This is a genomic window from Hydrogenophaga sp. H7 (assembly GCF_002025745.1).
GTDB classification, from domain to species: Bacteria; Pseudomonadota; Gammaproteobacteria; order Burkholderiales; family Burkholderiaceae_C; genus Hydrogenophaga; species Hydrogenophaga pseudoflava.
Window position 1 is genome coordinate 510,695 of the sequence record NZ_MCIC01000001.1, and the last position, 20,911, is coordinate 531,605.

The following is a 20,911-nucleotide window of genomic DNA, read 5'->3' on the forward strand; positions in this document are numbered from 1 at the left end:
GGTCCTGGACCTAGAGTCGGCCTCCATGAGAAGCTTTGACACCCTCGACGAACTTGCGGCCTGTGTGGGTCAGGAAGTGGCCACCAGCGACTGGGTCACCGTGACCCAGGAGCAGGTCAACCGCTTCGCCGACGCGACCGGTGACCACCAGTGGATCCATGTGGACGTGGAGCGCGCGCGTGCGGGCCCCTTCGGTGCACCGATCGCGCACGGCTTCCTTACCCTGTCGCTGCTGCCCGTGTTTTTCGACTCGGCGTTCGAAATCCGGCAGGGCGGCATGGGGGTGAACTACGGACTGAACAAGGTGCGCTTCACCTCACCCGTCCCGGTGGGCAGTCGCCTGCGGGCGCGCATGACGCTGTTGACGGCCACCCCGATCGAAGGCAATGGCCTGCAGATGGCCTGGTCGGTGGCCATTGAGCGCGAAGGGGCCGAGAAGCCGGTGTGTGTGGCCGAAGCCTTGGTGCGGCGCTATCCCTGAGCGTCGCTCAGCGGATGCGTCCCAGCTGACGGGCGTCGACCCAGCCTTCGAACACCGCCAGGAGTGCGTTGATCCGCTCGGCCGCCACCGTCTGGCTGGTGGCTTGGGAAATGAGCTGGTAGGCGTCGTTGCGCAGCAACCAGAGATCCTGCACGGTCTGCGTTTGCTCGATCTTGTGCCGCAACCGGTGCACGGAGATGCCGTCGCAGTCCGCCACGGTCTGCAGCAGGGCAGACCGGATGACCTGAAGATCTTTTAGGCTCGGCACGGCCTTGGCCCCCTTGCCGGGCGCAGCCTTGCCTTTGAAGAGCTTGGTCAGCGTCGCAATCAAAAAAACCTCCGGGCTGCCCGCAGGGGCAGGACGTCTACACAATACAGCAAGGGAGTATGAGCCGCATGATGCGGCGGACAAACGAACCCGCGTATTGTGGTTGACCGCAACCCCCAAATGTGGGGTGCGTCCCTCAGCAAAGAAGTGATATGCATCACGGTTTTGTCGCTCCGAATCCCTGTTGGCGCCACGCTTCGTAAACAAGCACCGCCACGGCGTTGGAAAGATTGAGGCTGCGTTGGCCTTCCAGCATGGGAAGCCGCAACTGCCGTTCTGCGGCGAAGTGCTCGCGCACGCTGGTCGGCAGCCCCTCGGTTTCGCAGCCGAAGACCAGCCAGTCGCCGGGCATGAAGCGCTGGGCATAGGCCTGCCCCTGTCCCCGGGTGGTGAGGGCGAACATGCGCTCGCGAACCGGTTGGGCGGTGTCGAGGAACTGTGTCCATGAGGGGTGGCGCTGGACACTGGCGTATTCGTGATAGTCCAGTCCGGCCCGGCGCATCTGCTTGTCGTCCATCGAGAAACCCAGGGGCTCGATCAGATGCAGATGGCATCCCGTGTTGGCGCACAGGCGGATCACATTGCCCGTGTTGGGCGGGATCTGCGGTGTGACCAGGACAACGTGGAACATGGGGCGAGGCGCTGCCTTCAACGCGGTGACCGGTGGGCCGGCCTTGTCTTCTACCCCCTTGGTGGGCGCGATCATAAGCGCATATGGAGCGGTGTCATCGACCAGTCTCCCCGTCTTGTGCCGCCTGTGGCGTTCGCGCCAAAACCAGGGCCCGAACCTCGATGGCGCCGGCATGGCGAAGCGCCAGTCCTGCATGATGCAAGGTAGCGCCCGTGGTGCGCACGTCGTCAACAAGGACCACCCGCTTTTCTGCCAGCCTTGATACCACGAGGGGGTGGACCACGAATGCGCCTCGCAGATTGACCAGTCGCTGCGCGCGCGTGAGGCGGTGCTGGTCCGACGTGTCACCCAGGCGCACCAAGGCCTCCGCCATGGTCTGGAGGCCGGTGCGCCGACCGATCACTCGGCACAGCTCCCAAGCCTGGTTGTAGCCCCGCTCGGCCAGCCGCGCTGGTGTCACGGGCACCGGCACCAGCAACATGTCGGGCGCAAGGAAGTCCTGCCTGGAGGCGGATTGCACCATCAGGTCCCCGAGCGGGCCGGCCCAGCCCGGTTCGTTGCGAAACTTGAACCGGCCAATCAACCCGTCCCACGGGAACCGGTAGTCCACGGCGGTCAGGCACCTCTGCACGGGGGATGACCCTGTGGCCGTCAGGCATTCGCCACACAGCGCAGCATCGTCAGGCAGCGGCCTGGCGCAGCGCTGGCAGCGACCGAGGGGCGGCGCATGGCGCTGGCAACACGCCGGGCAGATCGGCGCTGCCGGCCAGCTGCCGCAGACCTGGCAGATGGAGGGCAGCCCGGGTATCCGGTGCAGCAAAGCGGTCAGAACTCCCATGCGGGCCAATATACTGGCTCGCCTTCGCCAGCCGGCCGCCACCCCTGTCAACAGACCTCTGTGACCCACCCCACCGAAGAATCGCCCGTACCCGGGCTTGATCCCGTCGCAGCGCGGCGCTGGCTGCTTCGCTCGCATGCGGCCAGCCCCTGGCTGCACGAGGAGGTGGCCCGGCGCATGATTGACCGCCTTCAGTGGTTCCGGGAGCAGCCGGCCAGCTGGTTGCACTGGGAGCCGTTGATGGGCGGACTGGAGGCGCATCGCAGCCTGGCTGCGCGATTGCCGAATGCCCGCTGCCTGGTGTTTGCGGAGGACCTGCGCGTGACCGAGCGCTTGCAGGGCGGGGCCGGCCGGTCGCTCCGGTCGCTCCTGGGCTGGGGCAAGTCCAGCGCACCCGCTGTGGCCACCGCAGACACCCGGGTGGCGATGCTGTGGGCCAATATGGTGCTGCACCAGGAGCCCCGCCCCCAGGCCCTGCTGCGTCGCTGGCACGGGCACATCGATGTCGGCGGATTTCTGATGTTCTCCTGCCTGGGACCCGACAGCCTGAGCGAGCTGCGGGGCATTTACCAGGGCCAGGGCTGGCCATCACCCGCCCACAGCTTCACCGACATGCACGACTGGGGTGACATGCTGGTGCAGGCGGGCTTCGCCGAGCCCGTGATGGACATGGAGCGCATCACGCTGACCTACAGCAGTGCGGCGGCCATGCTGGACGAGTTGCGCAGCTTTGGCCGCAACCTGGGAGCGGCTCGGTTTCCTGGGCTGCGGGGGCGCGGGTGGCGCGCGCGCATCGAGTCCGCCATCGAGCAGCACGGGCCGCGCGACGGTCATGGGCGACTGACCCTGGGGTTCGAGATCAACTATGGGCACGCGTTCAAGTCGGCGCCCCGACCCCAGGCCGGGGACAGCCAGTCGGTCTCGGTGGACGAGATGCGGGCCATGCTGCGAAAACGGCGCGGCTGATCTGCTGCCAAGGCGCGCCCCAGATGCCGTACAGCGGGCGGCGGGCGGTTTCTGGTCGCTACAATTGACATAAATCAAACTCCGCACGCCGAATTTTCGGCAGGCGTGATCCCATGTCGGACGCTCCCGGCGCATCCGGTTGTGTCGGAGACACAACATGTATCGCCTCGCAAGCGTCACCGCGGACGGGACTCACTGGGTGCTGAGGCGCAACTGTTCGGTCACGCCACGGCAACTGGGGTCCATATACGCGCTGTTGAGTGCGCTGTCCCTGGTGGTGGCTGGGTTCTTCTGGACCCACGGCGCCTGGATGGTTTTGCCATTCTCCTTGGTGGAGCTGGTGGCGGTTGGCGTGGCGTTTCTGGTCTACGCCCGGCATGCGACCGACGGTGAGCACATCTGTGTGAGCTGTGGTCGGCTGGTGGTGGAGCGGGAGAACGCCGGCCGGTTGTCGCGTATTGAGTTTGCGGGCCATGCCATTCGCGTGGAGGGTCCGTCCGGCCACTGTTCGCTGGTGTCGGTGCGGGGCGGAGGGCGTTCGGCGGAAGTCGGGCGGTATGTGAGGGCCGATTTGCGGCCGGTGCTGGCCCGGGAAATCAGGCGTGCACTGAGGGGGCAAGAAGCTGGTGTGGGTATTCCCTGAGAGGGCGTTCAGGGTGTTTTTGGTCTAATTGGATTGATATAAATCAATACTTATATTTGAGGCGTTCAACGTGAGTACGACAAGACAGATGGGTGATTTCCTGCGCCAGCGTTCCGGTGGCCTGCGTGCGACGACTTCTGCCTGGATTCTGGGCTCCTCGGTCTGGCTGGCCGAGGCGGCCCATGCGGTGAACGACTTGCCCGGTGGTCCGGCGGTCAACCAGCTCAACTTTGCCCCGCCTGCCACCAAGATCGCAGAAGAGCAGCACTGGCTGCACTGGTTCATGATGGCCATCTGCTCGGTCATCTTCGTGGTGGTGTTCGGGGTGATGTTCTATTCCATCCTCAAGCACCGGAAGTCGGTGGGGCACAAGGCGCAGGAACTGCCCGAGCCGATCTGGGTCGAGCTGGGCTGGACCATCGTGCCGCTGCTGATCGTGATCGGCATGGCCCTGCCGGCCACCAAGGTGCTGGTGGCCCAGAAGGACACCACCAACAGCGACCTGACCATCAAAGTCACGGGCATGCAGTGGAAGTGGGGCTACGACTACATCAAGGGAGAAGGCGAGGGCATCGGCTTCCTCTCCACCCTGGACAACAGCCACCGTGAAATGTCCAACAGCGGCAAGCCGCCCGCCACGGACGACTACCTGCTGAAGGTGGACAACCCGCTCGTGGTGCCCGTGGGCAAGAAGGTCCGCATCATCACCACCGCCAACGACGTGATCCACGCCTTCATGGTGCCGGCTTTCGGCATCAAGCAGGACGCCATTCCGGGCTTCGTGCGCGACACCTGGTTCCGTGCCGAGAAGACCGGCGACTTCTATGGCCAGTGCGCCGAGCTGTGCGGTAAGGAGCACGCCTACATGCCGATCCACGTCAAGGTGGTGTCCGCCGAGGAGTACACCCAGTGGGTCGAGGGCGAGAAGAAAAAGATGGCTGCTGCTGCAGACGATCCCTCCAAGGTCTGGAACCTGGCCGACCTGGTCAAGCGCGGCGAGTCGGTCTATGCCGCCAACTGCGCAGCCTGCCACCAGGCCAATGGCAAGGGCGCCGGTCCGATCAAGGCGCTCGATGCATCCCCCATCGTGCTGGACGCTGACAAATCCAAGCAGATCGCTGTTCTGCTCAATGGTGTCAACAACGGTGCCATGCCGGCCTGGAAACAGCTGTCCGATACCGAGATCGCTGCCGTGATCACCTACACCAAGAACAGCTGGTCCAACAAGACCGAGCAGATCGTGCAGCCCGCCGACATCGTCGCGGCCCGCAAGTGACGCGGACCCAGAACAGATTGAAATTCTCAAGGACTAGAACATGAGTGCAGTACTGGATCCCCACGACGCTCACGCGCACGACCACGATCATCACGCCCCCGCCGGCTGGCGCCGCTGGGTCTACGCGACCAACCACAAGGACATTGGCACGCTGTACCTGCTGTTCGCCTTCACCATGCTCATGGTAGGTGGTGTGTTGGCCCTGCTGATCCGCGCCGAACTGTTCCAGCCCGGCCTGCAGCTGGTCAATCCCGAGCTGTTCAACCAGCTCACCACCATGCACGGCCTCATCATGGTGTTCGGCGCCATCATGCCGGCCTTCGTGGGCTTCGCGAACTGGATGATCCCGCTGCAGATCGGCGCGTCCGACATGGCGTTCGCGCGCATGAACAACTTCAGCTTCTGGCTGATGATCCCGGCAGCGATCATGCTGGTGGCCTCGTTCTTCATGCCCGGCGGCGCCCCGGCCGCCGGCTGGACGCTCTACGCGCCGCTGACCCTGCAGATGGGTCCCTCGATGGACGCCGGCATCTTCGCCATGCACATCCTGGGTGCCTCGTCCATCATGGGCTCGATCAACATCATCGTGACCATCCTGAACATGCGCGCGCCCGGCATGACGCTGATGAAGATGCCGATGTTCTGCTGGACCTGGCTGATCACCGCCTACCTGCTGATCGCCGTGATGCCCGTGCTGGCCGGCGCCATCACCATGACGCTGACCGACCGCCACTTTGGCACCAGTTTCTTCAACCCCGCCGGCGGCGGTGACCCGGTGATGTACCAGCACATCTTCTGGTTCTTCGGCCACCCGGAGGTCTACATCATGATCCTGCCGGCCTTCGGCATCGTGAGCCAGGTCGTGCCCGCCTTCGCGCGCAAGAAGCTGTTCGGCTACGCCTCCATGGTGTACGCCACCGGCTCCATCGCCATCCTGTCCTTCGTCGTGTGGGCCCACCACATGTTCACCACCGGCATGCCGGTGACGGGTCAGCTGTTCTTCATGTACAGCACCATGCTGATCGCCGTGCCCACGGGCGTGAAGATCTTCAACTGGATCGCGACCATGTGGAAGGGCTCGATGACCTTCGAGACGCCCATGCTGTGGGCTGTCGGCTTCATCTTCGTGTTCACCATCGGCGGTTTCACCGGCCTGATCCTGTCGATGGCGCCGATCGATATCAACTTCCAGGACACCTACTACGTGGTGGCCCACTTCCACTATGTGCTGGTGGCCGGTTCGCTGTTCGCCATGTTCGCTGGCATCTACTACTGGTTGCCCAAGTGGACCGGTGTGATGTACAGCGAAGGCCGTGGCAAGCTGCACTTCTGGTGGTCGATGATCTCCTTCAATATCACCTTCTTCCCGATGCACTTCCTGGGTCTGGCCGGCATGCCGCGTCGCTACGCCGACTACCCGATGCAGTTCGCTGATTTCAACGCCATCGCGTCTGTGGGTGCCTTTGCGTTTGGTCTGGCCCAGGTGTACTTCTTCCTGTTCGTGATCGTCCCCGCGATGCGCGGCGTTGGCCCCAAGGCGGTTCAGAAGCCCTGGGATGGCGCCGAAGGCCTGGAGTGGGAAGTGCCGTCCCCGGCGCCTTTCCACACCTTTGAAAACCCGCCAAAGCTGGACGCCACCGCCACCAAGGTGATCGGCTGAGCACGTCCATGACCTCGAACGAACAGAAAAAACAGAACCAGCGCCTGGGCCTCATCCTGGCCTCGGTGGCGCTGGTGTTCTTCCTGGGCTTCGTCGGCAAGATCGTGCTGCTGGGCGGCTGAGCCGTTCCGGGAGAGCATTCGATGGGTCTGAAACGAGAGAACCTGAAGATGGTGGGCAAGCTCGGCGTGATCACGCTGGGCATGTTCGCCTTCGGGTATGCGCTGGTGCCGCTGTACAAGGCCATCTGTGAAGCCACGGGCATCAATGTCCTCGCGCTGACCGAGCGCACGGTGCCCGGTGCCCAGCCCAAGGTGCTCAACACCCAGGTCGACAGGTCGCGCACCATCACGGTGGAGTTCGATGTCAACGCACGCGGGCCCTGGCACTTCAAGCCGGCCGTCCGGACACTGCAGGTGCATCCGGGCGAGTTGACCACCGTGCTCTACGAGTTCCAGAACATCCAGAACCGCACGATGGCGGCGCAGGCGATTCCCAGCTACGCACCGACGCAGGCGGCCTCCCATTTCAACAAGCTCGAGTGTTTCTGCTTCACGCAGTACACCCTCGCGCCTGGTGAGAAGAAAGAGTGGCCGGTGGCCTTCGTGATCGATCCGAAGCTGCCCAAGGACGTGACGACCATCACGTTGTCCTACACCTTCTTCGAGGTGGGCGGCAAGGTGCCCGCGGCGCCGCAAGGCATGGTCGGTCGCGCGCCGGCGCCTGTGGCCGTGACCAGTCAGGGGGCCGTGTGAGCACGCCCCCGGTCCACAAACGCAAGGGCTCGGTCATGGGCACCGTGAAGGCGGTGCTCTGGGGCTTTCTGGGAATCCGTCGCCAGGCCGACTATCAGCGCGACATCGCCCGCCTCAACCCGATCCACCTGATGGTGGTGGGGGTGTTGATGGCCCTGGCGTTTGTCGGCATCCTGATCCTGATCGTGAACTGGGTGGCTGGCTGAACCAGTCATCCGAATCAAACAGTTTTATTCATTCATACCAGCGAAAGCACTGAGGAGCGAGCATGTCAGCAGCAACCCACGGCACGACGCCTTATTACTTCGTCCCCGGACCCTCCCGTCACCCGGTGATGGCGGCCGTCGGCCTGTTCTTCGTGATTCTTGGTGCAGGTCAGTGGATCAACGGTGCCGCCTGGGGCATGTATTCGCTGGCTTTTGGCCTGGCCTTCTGGCTGGTGGTGCTGTTCCAGTGGTTCCGTGATGCGGTGACCGAGAGCGAGGGTGGTCTGTACGGCCGGAAGATCGACCTGTCCTACCGCTGGAGCATGAGCTGGTTCATCTTCTCGGAAGTGATGTTCTTCGGTGCGTTCTTCACCGCGCTGTGGTGGGCCCGCACCCACTCGGTGCCGGCGCTGGGCAACATCGAGAACGCCCTGCTGTGGCCCGACTTCACGTCCGTCTGGCCGAGCCGCCAGGTCGGTGCCACCGCCTCGCCGGCCGGCATCGTCGAGCCGTTCCAGACCATGGGCCCGTTCTGGTTGCCCACGATCAACACCGCGCTGCTGCTGACCTCTGGCGTGACGCTGACCATCGCCCACCACGCCCTGCAGGCGGGCAACCGCGGCAAGACCATCGCCTTCATGTGGATGACGGTGATCCTGGGTCTGGTGTTCCTGTTCGTGCAGGGCTACGAGTACGCCCACGCCTATGGCGACCTGAACCTCAAGCTGTCGTCGGGCATCTTCGGTTCGACCTTCTTCATGCTGACCGGCTTCCACGGCTTCCACGTGTTCGTCGGCATGCTGATGCTGCTGTTCATCACCCTGCGCCTGCAGAAGGGCCATTTCACCGCCCAGAAGCATTTCGGCTTCGAAGGTGCGGCCTGGTACTGGCACTTCGTGGACGTGGTCTGGCTGGGCCTCTACATCCTCGTGTACTGGATGTGACGCACTGGGCGGCCCCGCCGCCCGTCCCAGAGAAAACGGCGCCGGAAGGCGCCGTTTTTTTGGATCCGGTGTGCCGGCCCTTCAACCCCGAAGCGGCAGGCCGGTGGGCTGGATCCAGCCCATCCAGTAACTGAGCAGCACCACGACGAACAGCAGGATGGAGAAGCCGACGCGGAAGGCCAGAGCCTTGGCCATGGGGTTTTTGCGGCGGGATCCGGTGTCGTCGCCCTGGCCGCCGCCGCGCATCATGAACACCAGCGCCGCCGCCAGGCTGCCGAGGATGGCCACAAACGCCACAATCACAAGATAGGTCATGCGGGGATTATCCGCCGCTCCCAGTTTTCATCGCCTTCCATGACACCTCGCATCCGCTTCTGGACCATGACCATTGCCGCCGCCGGCACGGTTGGGCTCACGGCATCGCTGGGTGTGTGGCAGCTCGCGCGCGCCGCCCAGAAGCAGGCTCTGGAGACCGGCATCGCCGAGCGGGGGGCGATGGCGGAACTGGACGGTGCCGCGGTGCTTTCGGCCAATGGGGTCTTCGAGCCGCTGCTGCACCGCATGGTCCGGCTCAAGGGGCAGTGGGTGCCGGAGGCCAGCGTGTTTCTGGACAACCGGCCCATGGCCGGGCGCAGCGGCTTCATCCTGGTCACGCCGCTCAGAATCTCTGGCGACGGCCGCGCGTTGCTGGTGCAGCGCGGCTGGGTGCCCCGCAACTTCCAGGACCGGTCGCAGGTGCCCGATGTCCCCACCCCGCCGGACGAAGTGGAGGTCGTCGGCCGCCTGGCCCCACCGCCGAGCCGGCTGTTCGAGCTGGGTGCAGCGGAGCAGGGGCGCATCCGGCAGAATCTCGACATCGAGTCGCTGACCAGGGACACCGGGCTGGCGCTGCTGCCGATGTCGGTGCTCCAGACCGGCGCCTCGCCCGAGGGCCTGCTCCGGGAGTGGCCGCGCTTCGAATCTGCTGCTCACAAGCACCACGCCTACGCCGCCCAGTGGTTCGCCATGAGTGCGGTCGCCGCCGGGCTGTACGCCTGGTTCCAACTGATTTCTCCCCGTCGCCGACGCACGCTTCATGGCCAAGACCCCCGATGAACCCCTGACCCTGACGGTGCACAGCCTGCCCAAGGCCGATGCGCCGGACACCAGCGCCGCCACCCGGGCCGGGCGCTGGAAGATGCTGCTGCTTCTGCTGGTGTGCGCTTCGCCGGTGATCGCGTCGTACTTCACCTATTACGTGATCCGGCCCGAAGGCCGCCGCAACTATGGCGAACTGATCGACCCGCAGCGCCCGCTGCCCGATCTGGTCGGCACCGACACCAGCGGTCGGCCAGTACCGCTGACCCAGCTGAAGAACCAGTGGCTGCTCATCAGCGTTGCCGACTCCGCCTGCGACGACGCCTGCCAGAAGCACCTCTTCCTGCAGCGGCAGCTGCGCGAAACCCTGGGCAAGGACAAGGACCGGCTGGACTGGGTGTGGCTGCGCACCGGCTCGCCTGCACTGTCCGAACCTTTGAAGCAGGCGACGGCGGCGGCGACCGTGCTGCACGTCGACGCGGCCGCGCTGGCGACCTGGCTGCAGCCCGCCGAGGGCCAGCGCCTGGAGGACCACCTGTATGTGGTCGATCCCATCGGCAACTGGATGATGCGTTTCCCGGCGCAGGACGATCCGAAGCAGGTCAAGCGCGATCTCGACCGCCTGCTGCGCGCGTCGGCGTTCTGGGACAAGGCCGGGCGTTGACATGGGCGAGCTGTACGACCTGTCGCCCGCCCTGCGGCTGATGCTCCTGGGGGCGGTGATCGCTCTGGGGCCGCTGGCCTGGGTGTGGCTGCGCCATCGCCGCGCAAGCGGCGCGCAGCGCCTGCGCGCGCTGACCCTGCTGACGTTGTTCCTGACCTTTGACCTGGTGCTGTTCGGCGCCTTCACGCGGCTGACCGACTCCGGCCTGGGCTGCCCGGACTGGCCGGGCTGTTACGGCAGCGCCAGTCCGGTGGGGGCGCACGCCTCCATCTCGGCGGCGCAGCAGGCCATGCCCACCGGGCCGGTCACGCACAGCAAGGCGTGGGTGGAGATGATCCACCGCTACCTCGCCACGGCGGTCGGGGTGCTGATCCTGGTGCTCGCGGTGACCAGCTGGATGGAGCGCCGGCGCCTGAGCATTTCCCCGGCATGGGCCTGGCTGACCCTGTTCTGGGTCTGTCTGCAGGGGGCCTTCGGCGCGCTGACCGTGACCATGAAGCTGTTCCCGGCCATCGTCACCCTGCACCTGCTCGGGGGCATGGTGCTGCTGGCCCTGCTGAGGGCCCAGTCGGTGGCCTACGACCTGGGCGTACAGGGGCATGCGCCGCTGATGCTGGGCCGGCCGGCCCGCGGGGCCCTGCTGCTGGTGTACGCGCTGCTGTGGCTGCAGATTGCGCTGGGCGGCTGGGTCAGCACCAACTACGCGGTGCTGGCCTGCGACACCTTCCCCACCTGCCAGGGCGGATGGTGGCCGCCGATGAACCTGAGCGAAGGATTCACGGTCTGGCGCGAGCTGGGCATGAACGCCGATGGCCAGCCCATCACCTTTGCCGCGCTGACCGGCATCCATTACGTGCACCGTCTGTGCGCCTACCTCGTGCTCGCCGCCCTCGTGGGGCTGGCCTGGCAACTCTGGTCCCGGCCAGGCGCGCGCACATCGGCGCGCTGGCTGCTCGCTCTGGCCGGCCTGCAGCTGGCGACCGGCCTGAGCAATGTGGTGCTGGACTGGCCGCTGCTGTCTGCCGTCGGCCACACGGGTGGCGCGGCCGCTCTGGTGGTCGTGATGACCGGGCTGCTGGCAGGCACCCGCACTGCACCTTCTTCCGTGGGCGCGCCCGCGCTCACCGTTCCACGCACCTCCCCATGAGCACCGCGCCCACTTCCCTGGCCCCGACCATGCCCTCGGTCTGGCGCCAATACCACGCGCTGACCAAGCCACGCGTCATCCAGCTGATCGTCTTCTGCGCCCTTATCGGCATGGTGCTGGCCGTGCCCGGGCTGCCCAGCTGGGCCCAGGTGCAGACGGCCGCGCTGGCCTGCCTGGGCATCTGGCTGGTGGCCGGTGCGGCCGCAGCCTTCAACTGCGTGGTCGAGCAGCAGATCGACGCCAAGATGCGCCGCACCGCCTGGCGGCCCACCGCCAAGGGCGAGCTGGGCAATGTGCGGACGCTGACGTTCTCGGCCGTGCTGTGTGCGCTCGGCTCGGCCATCCTGTACCTGTGGGTCAACCCGCTGACCATGTGGCTGACCTTCGCCACCTTCGTGGGCTATGCGGTGATCTACACCGTCATCCTCAAGCCGCTGACGCCGCAGAACATCGTGATCGGCGGGGCGTCCGGTGCCATGCCGCCGGTGCTGGGCTGGGCCGCGATGACCGGCGTGGTCGCGCCCGAAGCGCTGATCCTGTTCCTGATCATCTTCCTCTGGACGCCACCGCACTTCTGGGCCCTGGCGCTCTACCGCGTCGAGGACTACCGCAAGTCGGGGCTGCCCATGCTGCCGGTGACGCACGGCTCGGAGTTCACGCGGCTGCAGATCCTGCTTTACACCTTCGTGCTGTTCGCCGCCTGCCTGATGCCCTTCATCATGCGCATGAGCGGCTGGGTTTACCTGGTGGCCGCACTGGCGCTGAGCGTCGGGTTCTGCGGCTACGCCTGGGCCCTGTGGCGCAACTATTCGGATGCGCTCGCCCGCAAGACCTTCCGCTTTTCGCTCTGGCACCTGTCGCTGCTGTTCGCCGCGATGCTGATCGACCACTACATCTGAAACACCCTCCCGCCATGAAACGTCGGCATCTGATTTCCCTGGCCCTGTGCAGCACCCTGCTGGCCGCCTGTTCCGACAAACCCGCAGACGCCACCGCCTCCGGCTTCTCGGGCATCGACATCACGGGTGCCGACTACGCCACCGGCTTCTCGCTGACCGACCACAACGGCCAGACGCGCTCGCTGGCGGACTTCAAAGGCAAGGTGGTGGTGATCTTCTTCGGCTACACCCAGTGCCCGGACGTGTGCCCGACTTCGATGAGCGAGATGGCGCAGGCCAAACAGCTGCTGGGGGCGGACGGGGACAAGCTGCAGGGCCTGTTCGTCAGCGTCGACCCGGAGCGGGACACGCCGGCGATCATGAAGGAGTACATGGGCAGCTTCGACCCCACGTTTCTCGCGCTCTACGCGCAGCCGGACAAGCTGCCCGAGGTCGCCAAGAGCTTCCGCATCTACTACAAGAAGGTCGACGGCAAGACACCCACCAGCTACACCATGGACCACTCGGCGGGCAGCTATGTCTACGACACCCAGGGACGCCTGCGGCTGTACCACCGCTATGGCAGCGGCGCACCGGCGCTTGCCGGCGACCTGAAGAAGCTGCTGGCCGAGGCCGGGGTCTGATCAGTCGACCTGGGCGCCGCTGAGCTTGACCATGCGCTCGTACTTGCCGCGCTCTTTCTGCAGGAAGGCTTCGAACGCCTGAGGCGTGCTGGGCGCAGGTTCGGCCAGCAGGCGCGCGAACTGGGCCTTGACCTCTGGCGTGCCGAGCGCGGCAGTGAACGCGCTGTTGAGCTTGCGCACGGTCTCGGCCGGAGTGCCCGCCGGCGCGATCAGCCCCCACCAGGTGTCCACTTCAAAGCCGGGCAGGGTCTCGGCCATCGGCGGCACTTCCGGCAGCATGGCGCTGCGCTGTGCCGTGGTCACGGCCAGGGCGCGCAGCTTGCCGGCGCGGATGTTGGCGGCGGCGGTGGCCAGGTTGTCGATGTTGAAATCCACCTGCCCCGACAGCAGGGCCAGCTGCGCCGGGTTGCCACCGTTGTAAGGGATATGAACCGCGAAGATGCCGGCCTGGTGTTTCAGCAGCTCGCCCGCCAGGTGACCGGCGCTGCCGTTGCCGCCCGACCCGTAGTTGAGCTTGCCGGGGTTGGCCTTGGCGTAGCGGATGAGGTCGGGCAGGCTGCGGATGTTCAGCCGCTGCGCCGTGTCGGCGTTCATCACCAGCACATTGGGCACGCGCAGCATCTGCGTGACCGGGGCGAAATCCTTGGCGGGGTCGTAGGGCAGCTTGCTGAACAGCCAGGGGTTGATGCCGTGCGAGGCGGTGGTGGCAATGCCCAGCGTGTGGCCGTCGGGCGCGGCCCGGGCCACGGCGCTGACGCCGATGTTGCCGCCGGCACCGGGCCGGTTTTCCACGATCACCGTGCCCAGCGAGTCCTTGACCGCCTCCGCCAGGATGCGTGCGGTCACGTCGATCGGGCCGCCGGCGCCAAACGGAACGATGATGCGGGTGGGCTTGTCGGCCTGCGCCATCGACAGCGCAGGGAGCGCGAGGGCCGCGGTGGCGGCGAGTGCAATGATGTGGCGGCGGGTGCTCACAGCTTGTCCTTGGCGCTGGTGAACGAGTCGGCGTAGAACGCTTCTTCGGGCAGGCCGGCGGCCAGGTAGTCGCGCTTGGCCGACTCCACCACGATCGGCGCACCACAGGCGTACACCTCGTGACCCGAGAGGTCGGGCGTGTCTTCCAGCACTGCGCGGTGCACGAAGCCCGTGCGGCCGGTCCAGGCATCTTCGGGCAGCGCATCGGAGATCACCGGCACATAGCGCAGGTGGGGCATGGTGGCCAGCTGCTCCTCGATCCAGGCCGACTGGTAGAGGTCGGCCGGACGGCGGCCACCCCAGTAGAGCGTGGCCGGCCGCGTGATGCCCTTGTGGCGCATGTGTTCGATGATGGCCTTGATGGGCGCGAAGCCGGTGCCCGAGGCCAGCAGCACCATGGGCTTGTCGCTGTCCTCGCGCAGGAAGAAGCCGCCGTAGGGCCCTTCGACGCGCAGGATGTCCTTTTCCTTCATGGCACCGAACACATGGTCGGTGAACTTGCCGCCCGGCATGTGGCGGATGTGCAGCTCGACCTGCGGGCCTGCGGCCTGGGTGTGCGGCGCGTTGGCCATCGAGTAGCTGCGGCGGTCACCGTCGCGCAGCAGGAACTCGACGTACTGGCCGGCGTGGTACTGGAAGGTGTCGGCCGCCGGCAGCTGCAGCTTCATCACGATCACGTCGTGCGAGGCGCGCTCCAGGCTGATCACGCGCACCGGCATCTTCTTGATCGGGAACGCACCCGCCTCGGTGACCTGGCGCGATTCGAGCACCACGTCGCTCTGGGCGACGCCGCAGCAGGTGAGGATGTAGCCGGAGGCTTCCTCTTCTGCGCTCAGGGCCTTGGCCTGGTGCGGGCCGTGGGCGACGCTGCCGCTGACGAGCTTGCACTTGCAGGAGCCGCAGGCGCCGTCCTTGCAGCCGTAGGGCAGGCCGATGCCCTGGCGGATGCCGGCCGCGAGAATGGCTTCGCCGGATTCGGCGCTGAACTGTCGGCCGCTGGGCTGGACGGTGATGCTGAAGGTCATGGTGAATCAGGCTACAGTGGTTTGGATGAACGGGCGCTGAACCGCGGGCGCCCCCGCAGGCAACCCGCCATTTTCCCAAATTCGAATCCATGACATTTCTTGGTGCCCTTCCAGCCCGTTTCCGCCGCGAACGGGTGCTCATCATCGGCTGCGGTGACGTGGGCCAGCGCGCCGCGCGCGAGCTAGGTGGCGGGCGGCGCGTCCGTCTGCTGGCGCTGACCTCCAACCCCGACAATGCCGGCGCCTTGCGTGGCCAAGGCATCACGCCCCTGATCGGCAACCTGGACCGGCCGGCCGACCTGCAGCGGCTGGCCGGCCTGGCCACACGCGTGCTCCACCTGGCGCCACCGCCGTCCGAAGGACAGGCCGACTGGCAGGCCGACGCGAGGACCCGGTCCCTGGTGCGGACACTGGCGCGGCGGTCGCCTCCGAGCGCCCTGGTCTATGGTTCCACGACCGGGGTGTATGGCAACTGCGAGGGCCGCTGGGTGGACGAGTCGGCGCCCACCCGGCCGCTGACCCCGCGCGCCTGGCGACGGGTCGACGCCGAGGCATCGGTGCACTGGCTGGCGCGCGCGCTGGGCGTGCGCAGCACGCTGCTGCGCATCCCGGGCATCTACGCGCCCGACCGGGCGGGCGGCACGCCGCAGGAGCGCTTGCGCCGCGGCACACCGGTGCTCCGGCCCGAGGACGATGTCTACACCAACCACATCCACGCCGACGACCTGGCGCGCGCCTGCGTGCTGGCGCTCTGGCGCGGCAAGCCCCGGCGCACCATCAACGTGGTGGACGACACCGAGCTCAAGATGGGCGACTACTTCGACTTCGCGGCCGATCTGTACGGCCTGCCCCGGCCGCCGCGCGTTGCGCGCGATGCCGCGGGCGACCAACTGCCGATGGTGCTGCTGAGCTTCATGAGCGAGTCGCGCCGCCTGCACAACCGGCGCATGAAGACCGAACTGGGCCTGCGGCTGCGCTACCCCACGGTGGCGCAGGGCCTGCGCGGCTGAAATTTCACAGCGCCGTCAGCGTGGTCCCATGGTCCAGAGCAGCCAGAGCGTGTAGGCCCCGTAGACACCGAGCAGACCGCCCGCCTCCCAGCGGTTGATGCGCCCAGGCCTCCGCCAGCCGCGGCCCATCTTCCAAAGGAGCACCGTCAGGCCCGCCATCACCGGCAGGTCGCGCGTGAGCGCGGCCGATTCCACGTCCATGGGCGCGATGATGCCCGCCAAGCCCACCACCGCCAGCGTGTTGAACAGACCCGAGCCCAGCACGTTGCCCAGGGCGATGTCGTCTTCGCCCTTGCGCGCGGCCGCCACGCAGGACGCCAGTTCGGGCAGCGAGGTGCCGATGGCCACCACGGTCAGGCCGATCACGAGGTCGCTGATGCCCAGGTTCTGGGCGATCTCCACCGCGCCCCAGACCAGCAGGCGCGAGCTGGCCACCAGCACCACCAGCCCCAGAACCAGCCACAGCAGGGCGCGCGGCAGCGGCAGGGCGCCCGCTTTCAGCTCGCTGGCGGTCTCCTGCGCCAGCGCGTCGTCGCCATGGGTGCGGGCTTCGCGGATGGACCAGACCATCAGCGCCGCAAACGCCGCCAGCAGCACCAGCGCGTCGGCGCGCGAGAGGGTCAGGTCCCAGACCAGCAGGGCCGAGAGCGCGGTCACCGCCATGAGCAGGGGCAGTTCCTTGCGCAGCACCACCGACCGCACCTGGATCGGCGCGATCAGTGCGGTCACGCCCAGGATCAGGCCCATGTTGACGATGTTCGATCCCCAGGCGTTGCCCAGCGCCAGCGCCGGGTTGCCCTGTGTGGCCGCAATGACGGACACCACCAGTTCCGGTGCCGAGGTTCCAAAGCCCACGATGACCATGCCCACCAGCAGGGGCGGCACCGCGAAGTGCTGGGCGGTGGCGGAGGCACCCTCGACGAAGCGGTCGGCGCTCCAGATCAGCAAGAGCAGTCCGGCGATCACGGCGGCAACGGGCAGCAGCATGGGCGTGGTGTGGGTGTTGGACAATGCCCATTGTCTCAGCGCCACCCTGCACCCACCGACCCCATGTCGCACGACCTGAACCAACGGCCTTCGCACCAGCGCGACTTCTGGGGTTCACCCTGGCGCGCCCGCCTGGGGCTGACGGCGCTGGCGGTGGCGTTCATGCTGCTGATGCTCTGGCTGTGGCGACCCTGGCTGCTGCTGCCCGGCACCCAGCCACTGGTGATGGCCGGGGGCGACCCCTACCTGCGGGCGCTGATGCGCACCATCTCTGCCAGCGAGTCCAATGTCATGCGCCCCTACCACGTGCTGTACGGAGGCGACTACGTGGGCACCCTGGAGCGGCATCCCAACCGCTGCGAGTCGATCGGTCAGGGGCCGAACCGGGGCAACTGCTCCACCGCGGCGGGCCGCTACCAGCTGCTCTACAGCACCTGGCTGGAGCTGGCTGCGCGTTACCACCCGGAGCGCACCGACGATGCACTGGACGCCACTGGCCTGAGCTTTGCACCCGTATACCAGGACGTGGTTGTGCACGCCTGGCTGCAGGAAGGGCGCTGGGGCAACCTCTCGGCCCAGCTGCGCCAGGGCCGCATCCAGCCGGTGCTGCGCCGGCTTTCGGGCACCTGGACCAGCCTGGGCTATGGCATCGAGAACAACAGCATGTCCCGCGAGTTGCCACGGGTGTACCGGCAGATGCTGGAGGATGAGCTGGCCAACGCGGATGCCCCCGCGGAAAGCACCAAGACAAAAGGCCGCGCAACCAACGCTGCGCGGCCCTGAAAGCTGGTGCCCGGGGTCGGACTCGAACCGACACACCATCTCTGGCGGGGGATTTTGAATCCCCTGCGTCTACCGATTTCGCCACCCGGGCGGGTGTCATGGACAGCCCGAAATTATGGCACAGTGGGGTGCATGAACTACCCGACCATTGAAGACGCCATCGGCCGCACGCCGCTGGTTGCGTTGCAGCGCATCGGCTCTGAGATGCTCCGTGCGCGGGGCAACGTGATCCTGGGCAAGCTCGAAGGCAACAACCCGGCCGGTTCGGTGAAGGACCGGCCCGCGCTGTCGATGATCAAGCGCGCCGAGGAGCGCGGCGACATAAAGCCCGGCGACACGCTGATCGAGGCGACCTCGGGCAACACCGGCATCGCACTGGCCATGGCCGCGGCCATCAAGGGCTACCGCATGGTGCTGATCATGCCGGAGGACCTGTCCATCGAGCGCGCCCAGACCATGAAGGCCTTTGGTGCGGAACTCGTCCTCACGCCCAAGAGCGGCGGCATGGAATACGCGCGCGATCTGGCCGACAAGATGGAGAAGGAGGGCAAGGGGCGCGTGCTGGACCAGTTCGCCAACGCCGACAACCCGCGCATCCACTACGAGACCACCGGACCCGAACTGTGGGAGCAGACCGGCGGGCGCATCACGCACTTCGTCAGCGCCATGGGCACCACCGGCACCATCACCGGCGTCTCGCGCTTCCTGAAGGAGAAGAACCCGGCCGTCCGCATCATCGGCGCCCAGCCCAGCGAGGGCTCGCGCATCCCGGGCATCCGCAAGTGGCCGCAGGAGTACCTGCCCAAGATCTACGACCCGTCGGGTTTGGACGAACTGGTCCTGGTGGGGCAGTCGGACGCCGAGGAGATGTGCCGCCGCCTGGCGCGAGAAGAGGGCATCTTTGCGGGCATTTCGGCCGCGGGCGCCTGCTGGGTGGCGCAGCAGATCGCGGCGCAGGTCGAGAACGCCACCATCGCCTTCATCGTCTGCGACCGCGGCGACCGCTACCTCTCGACCGGCGTGTTCCCGGCCTGAGGCCGTTGCCTGCCATGGCCGCCGAGTACCGGTTCTGTCCCTGCTGTGCCGCGCCTCTGGCGCTGACCGCTGCGCAGGAAGACGGCGGTCTGAAGCACCGCCTGCGCTGCACGGCCTGCGACTTCACCCACTGGAACAACCCGACGCCCGTGCTGGCCGCCATCGTGCAGGTGGGCGATAAGGTGCTGCTGGCCCGCAACGCCGCCTGGCAGCACCGCATGTTCGCGCTGATCACCGGCTTCATGGAAGCGGGGGAAACGCCGGAAGAGGGCATCCGGCGCGAGATCGCCGAAGAAACCGGGCTGACCGTGACGGCCTTGAAGCTGGTCGGCGTGCACGACTTCCAGCGCATGAATCAAGTGATCGTCACTTACCACGCGCTCGCAGAAGGGCAGATCGTGCTGTCCCCGGAGCTGGCCGAATACAAGCTGCTCGCGCCGGAACAGGTCCGGTGCTGGCCGGCCGGAACGGGCTTTGCCCTGGCCGACTGGCTGCGCTCGATCGGCATCGAGCCCCAGTTCATGGAGGTCCCGGCGGCGTGACTTTTCTTCGTACAAATTGATACAGTTTTTGATCTCTGTCACCCTTCCTGTTTAAAATTCGATCTCCGAGGATTCCTTCATGAACGCCACCAAAGAACTTGACGCCCGCGGCCTGAACTGCCCGCTGCCCATCCTGAAGGCCAAGAAGGCCCTGGCGGACATGACCAGTGGCCAGACGCTCAAGGTGATCGCCACCGATGCCGGATCGGTTCGCGACTTCCAGGCCTTTGCCAAGCAGACGGGCAACGAACTGGTGGAGCAGCAGACCGTAGGGAGCGACTTCATCACGGTGCTCAAGCGCCGCTGAACTGGGTCCACCATGGTTGCGGCATGCCGCAATCGCCGGCCCGACGACCATGGAAATCCTGCTCCTCGACCCCTTAGTTCCTGAAGCCCTGTCCTGGCTCCAGGAGCGCCACGCCGTGACGCTGGCCCCGGAGCTGGCAGACGACCCCATGGCACTGCGCAAGCAGGTCTACAAGACGAAGGCACTGGTGTTGCCCTCGCATGTGGTCGTCTCGCGGGAGTTTCTCGATTTCGCGCCCCTGTTGAAGGTGGTGGCGCGCATGCAGATCTCCAGCGAGAACACCGACCTGGAGGCCTGCGCGCAGCGCAACATCCGGGTGATCCAGGCACGCAGCGCCACGGTGCGTTCGAATGCAGAGTACCTGCTCTATGGTCTGCTGATGCTCTACCGGCGCGGCATGGTCAGCGCCCTCCTGGGACGCAAGCTGGCGCAGGTGCGCATGGGCCGGGAGCTCTGTGGCAGCACCGTGGGCCTGCTGGGCCTGGCCCCGGTGGCCCACACCCTGGCGCCCATGCTCAGGGGGCTCGGGGTGCGCCTGCTGGGCTACGACCCGGCGGTGCACCAGGGCGCACCGATCTGGAAGAAGCTGGGCATCGAATACATCCCGGCCAACGAGCTGCTGGCGCGCAGCGACGCCGTGTCGCTGCAGATGGTCTATGCCTCCCGCTTCAAGGGCTGGATCAACGAACGCCTGCTCAACAACTGCAAGCCCGGTCAGCTGTGGGTGGGGCTGAGCCGCAGCGCGCTGTTCGAACCCGAGGCACTGGCACTGGCGCTGACGGATGGCCGGATCGACGCCTGCCTGCTCGACGGGGCGCACCCCCAGTTCGCCGGGCCCGGCACCCCGCTGCACAACATTCCCAACCTGCACCTCACACCCCGGCTGGGGTCGCACACCCGCGAGGCCAAGCTGCGCGCCAGCTGGTACGTGGCGCACCGCATCCACGAAACCCTGTCACCAGTGGTGGAGCGGGGGCAGGCACAGGCCAGCGACTTCTCCGTGCTCGACAGCCTCGACAGCTCGCGCGACCCGGAATGGCCGCCGGTCGACTCGGGGTCCCAGTGGGCCGAGATCTCGCTGGGCGAGGAGCGACCGGGCTGAGATCCGG

The 20,911-nt window shown here is 66.6% G+C and carries 27 protein-coding genes and 1 tRNA gene; 20 read left to right on the plus strand and 8 right to left on the minus strand.

Going from position 1 to position 20,911, the window contains the following annotated elements; genetic code table 11:
- The first annotated feature begins 25 nt into the window (after positions 1-25).
- Entirely contained in the window at positions 26-481 is a 456-nt protein-coding gene (locus tag BC358_RS02445; RefSeq protein ID WP_079364514.1) for a MaoC family dehydratase, read from the plus strand.
- 7 nt (positions 482-488) lie between these two features.
- Here the strand turns inward: BC358_RS02445 and BC358_RS02450 are convergent, their stop codons facing one another.
- The 3 genes from BC358_RS02450 to BC358_RS02460 all read right to left on the minus strand — a co-directional run bounded on the left by BC358_RS02450 (position 489) and on the right by BC358_RS02460 (position 2,050).
- A complete protein-coding gene (locus BC358_RS02450) occupies positions 489-812 on the minus strand; it encodes a hypothetical protein (protein ID WP_079364515.1) in 324 nt (107 codons plus the stop codon).
- Between the two features lie 154 nt (positions 813-966).
- The gene (gene trmL / locus BC358_RS02455; protein WP_079364755.1) at positions 967-1,440 is read right to left on the minus strand and encodes a tRNA (uridine(34)/cytosine(34)/5-carboxymethylaminomethyluridine(34)-2'-O)-methyltransferase TrmL; all 474 of its coding nucleotides are present in this window, start codon (positions 1,438-1,440) and stop codon (positions 967-969) included.
- Positions 1,441-1,534: 94 nt separating this feature from the next.
- The gene (locus BC358_RS02460; protein ID WP_256861401.1) at positions 1,535-2,050 is read right to left on the minus strand and encodes a ComF family protein; all 516 of its coding nucleotides are present in this window, start codon (positions 2,048-2,050) and stop codon (positions 1,535-1,537) included.
- Positions 2,051-2,455: 405 nt separating this feature from the next.
- On the opposite strand from BC358_RS02460, the gene BC358_RS02465 reads away from it, so the two are divergent.
- From BC358_RS02465 to BC358_RS02495, 8 genes are all read left to right on the plus strand, one after another.
- Positions 2,456-3,244: a biotin synthase gene (locus BC358_RS02465; RefSeq protein ID WP_256861402.1), complete on the plus strand. Its 789-nt coding sequence runs from the start codon at positions 2,456-2,458 to the stop codon at positions 3,242-3,244.
- A gap of 157 nt (positions 3,245-3,401) precedes the next feature.
- A complete protein-coding gene (locus BC358_RS02470) occupies positions 3,402-3,887 on the plus strand; it encodes a DUF2244 domain-containing protein (RefSeq protein WP_079364517.1) in 486 nt (161 codons plus the stop codon).
- 70 nt (positions 3,888-3,957) lie between these two features.
- Complete coding sequence (gene coxB / locus BC358_RS02475) at positions 3,958-5,163, plus strand: cytochrome c oxidase subunit II (RefSeq protein WP_373270127.1); 1,206 nt, start codon at positions 3,958-3,960, stop codon at positions 5,161-5,163.
- A gap of 40 nt (positions 5,164-5,203) precedes the next feature.
- Positions 5,204-6,823 carry a cytochrome c oxidase subunit I gene (gene ctaD / locus BC358_RS02480; RefSeq protein ID WP_066158620.1) on the plus strand — a complete coding sequence of 540 codons (1,620 nt, stop codon included), beginning with the start codon at positions 5,204-5,206 and terminating at the stop codon, positions 6,821-6,823.
- Between the two features lie 8 nt (positions 6,824-6,831).
- Entirely contained in the window at positions 6,832-6,945 is a 114-nt protein-coding gene (locus tag BC358_RS22180; RefSeq protein WP_218008599.1) for a cytochrome oxidase small assembly protein, read from the plus strand.
- 21 nt (positions 6,946-6,966) lie between these two features.
- A complete protein-coding gene (locus BC358_RS02485; protein WP_079364519.1) occupies positions 6,967-7,578 on the plus strand; it encodes a cytochrome c oxidase assembly protein in 612 nt (203 codons plus the stop codon).
- Entirely contained in the window at positions 7,575-7,784 is a 210-nt protein-coding gene (locus tag BC358_RS02490) for a DUF2970 domain-containing protein (protein WP_373270128.1), read from the plus strand. Before BC358_RS02485 ends, BC358_RS02490 begins: the two co-directional genes overlap by 4 nt.
- A 62-nt stretch (positions 7,785-7,846) precedes the next feature.
- Positions 7,847-8,728 (plus strand): cytochrome c oxidase subunit 3, encoded by an 882-nt coding sequence (locus tag BC358_RS02495; protein WP_066158614.1) that lies wholly within the window; start codon positions 7,847-7,849, stop codon positions 8,726-8,728.
- A gap of 81 nt (positions 8,729-8,809) precedes the next feature.
- On the opposite strand, the gene BC358_RS02500 is transcribed toward BC358_RS02495, so the two are convergent.
- The gene (locus BC358_RS02500) at positions 8,810-9,043 is read right to left on the minus strand and encodes a twin transmembrane helix small protein (protein ID WP_066158612.1); all 234 of its coding nucleotides are present in this window, start codon (positions 9,041-9,043) and stop codon (positions 8,810-8,812) included.
- Positions 9,044-9,082: 39 nt separating this feature from the next.
- Here BC358_RS02500 and BC358_RS02505 point away from each other — a divergent pair, with 39 nt between their 5' ends.
- The 5 genes from BC358_RS02505 to BC358_RS02525 are packed head-to-tail and all read left to right on the plus strand — an operon-like array spanning position 9,083 to position 13,138.
- Entirely contained in the window at positions 9,083-9,823 is a 741-nt protein-coding gene (locus tag BC358_RS02505; RefSeq protein ID WP_079364520.1) for an SURF1 family protein, read from the plus strand.
- Positions 9,804-10,469 carry a hypothetical protein gene (locus tag BC358_RS02510; RefSeq protein ID WP_079364521.1) on the plus strand — a complete coding sequence of 222 codons (666 nt, stop codon included), beginning with the start codon at positions 9,804-9,806 and terminating at the stop codon, positions 10,467-10,469. The genes BC358_RS02505 and BC358_RS02510 overlap by 20 nt, the downstream gene beginning before the upstream one ends.
- 1 nt (position 10,470) lies before the next feature.
- Entirely contained in the window at positions 10,471-11,616 is a 1,146-nt protein-coding gene (locus BC358_RS02515) for a heme A synthase (RefSeq protein WP_079364522.1), read from the plus strand.
- A complete protein-coding gene (cyoE, locus tag BC358_RS02520; RefSeq protein WP_066158603.1) occupies positions 11,613-12,515 on the plus strand; it encodes a heme o synthase in 903 nt (300 codons plus the stop codon). The genes BC358_RS02515 and cyoE overlap by 4 nt, the downstream gene beginning before the upstream one ends.
- A 14-nt stretch (positions 12,516-12,529) precedes the next feature.
- Complete coding sequence (locus BC358_RS02525; RefSeq protein WP_079364523.1) at positions 12,530-13,138, plus strand: SCO family protein; 609 nt, start codon at positions 12,530-12,532, stop codon at positions 13,136-13,138.
- On the opposite strand, the gene BC358_RS02530 is transcribed toward BC358_RS02525, so the two are convergent.
- Together BC358_RS02530 and BC358_RS02535 are read right to left on the minus strand one after the other, a co-directional pair.
- Complete coding sequence (locus BC358_RS02530; protein ID WP_079364524.1) at positions 13,139-14,113, minus strand: tripartite tricarboxylate transporter substrate binding protein; 975 nt, start codon at positions 14,111-14,113, stop codon at positions 13,139-13,141.
- On the minus strand, positions 14,110-15,138 hold the full coding sequence (locus tag BC358_RS02535) for a CDP-6-deoxy-delta-3,4-glucoseen reductase (protein ID WP_079364525.1): 1,029 nt from the start codon (positions 15,136-15,138) through the stop codon (positions 14,110-14,112). The genes BC358_RS02530 and BC358_RS02535 overlap by 4 nt, the downstream gene beginning before the upstream one ends.
- Positions 15,139-15,227: 89 nt before the next feature.
- On the opposite strand from BC358_RS02535, the gene BC358_RS02540 reads away from it, so the two are divergent.
- Positions 15,228-16,148, plus strand: a complete 921-nt coding sequence (locus BC358_RS02540) for an SDR family oxidoreductase (RefSeq protein ID WP_079364526.1) — start codon at positions 15,228-15,230, stop codon at positions 16,146-16,148.
- A 15-nt stretch (positions 16,149-16,163) separates the two neighbouring features.
- Here the strand turns inward: BC358_RS02540 and BC358_RS02545 are convergent, their stop codons facing one another.
- The gene (locus tag BC358_RS02545) at positions 16,164-17,159 is read right to left on the minus strand and encodes a calcium/sodium antiporter (RefSeq protein ID WP_256861403.1); all 996 of its coding nucleotides are present in this window, start codon (positions 17,157-17,159) and stop codon (positions 16,164-16,166) included.
- A 39-nt stretch (positions 17,160-17,198) separates the two neighbouring features.
- Here BC358_RS02545 and BC358_RS02550 point away from each other — a divergent pair, with 39 nt between their 5' ends.
- Complete coding sequence (locus BC358_RS02550; RefSeq protein WP_079364527.1) at positions 17,199-17,918, plus strand: glycoside hydrolase family protein; 720 nt, start codon at positions 17,199-17,201, stop codon at positions 17,916-17,918.
- Between the two features lie 4 nt (positions 17,919-17,922).
- Here BC358_RS02550 and BC358_RS02555 read toward each other — a convergent pair.
- Positions 17,923-18,009, minus strand: a tRNA-Leu gene (locus BC358_RS02555).
- Between the two features lie 41 nt (positions 18,010-18,050).
- Between BC358_RS02555 and cysM the strand changes: the two genes are divergently transcribed.
- The 4 genes from cysM (at position 18,051) to BC358_RS02575 (ending at position 20,904) form a co-directional block, all read left to right on the plus strand.
- Positions 18,051-18,953: a cysteine synthase CysM gene (cysM, locus tag BC358_RS02560; RefSeq protein ID WP_079364528.1), complete on the plus strand. Its 903-nt coding sequence runs from the start codon at positions 18,051-18,053 to the stop codon at positions 18,951-18,953.
- Between the two features lie 14 nt (positions 18,954-18,967).
- Positions 18,968-19,495 (plus strand): NUDIX domain-containing protein, encoded by a 528-nt coding sequence (locus tag BC358_RS02565; RefSeq protein ID WP_079364529.1) that lies wholly within the window; start codon positions 18,968-18,970, stop codon positions 19,493-19,495.
- A 79-nt stretch (positions 19,496-19,574) separates the two neighbouring features.
- Positions 19,575-19,802, plus strand: coding sequence for a sulfurtransferase TusA family protein (locus BC358_RS02570; RefSeq protein WP_066158587.1), 228 nt, complete (start codon positions 19,575-19,577; stop codon positions 19,800-19,802).
- Positions 19,803-19,851: 49 nt separating this feature from the next.
- On the plus strand, positions 19,852-20,904 hold the full coding sequence (locus BC358_RS02575) for a D-isomer specific 2-hydroxyacid dehydrogenase family protein (protein WP_079364530.1): 1,053 nt from the start codon (positions 19,852-19,854) through the stop codon (positions 20,902-20,904).
- Positions 20,905-20,911: the final 7 nt, after the last annotated feature.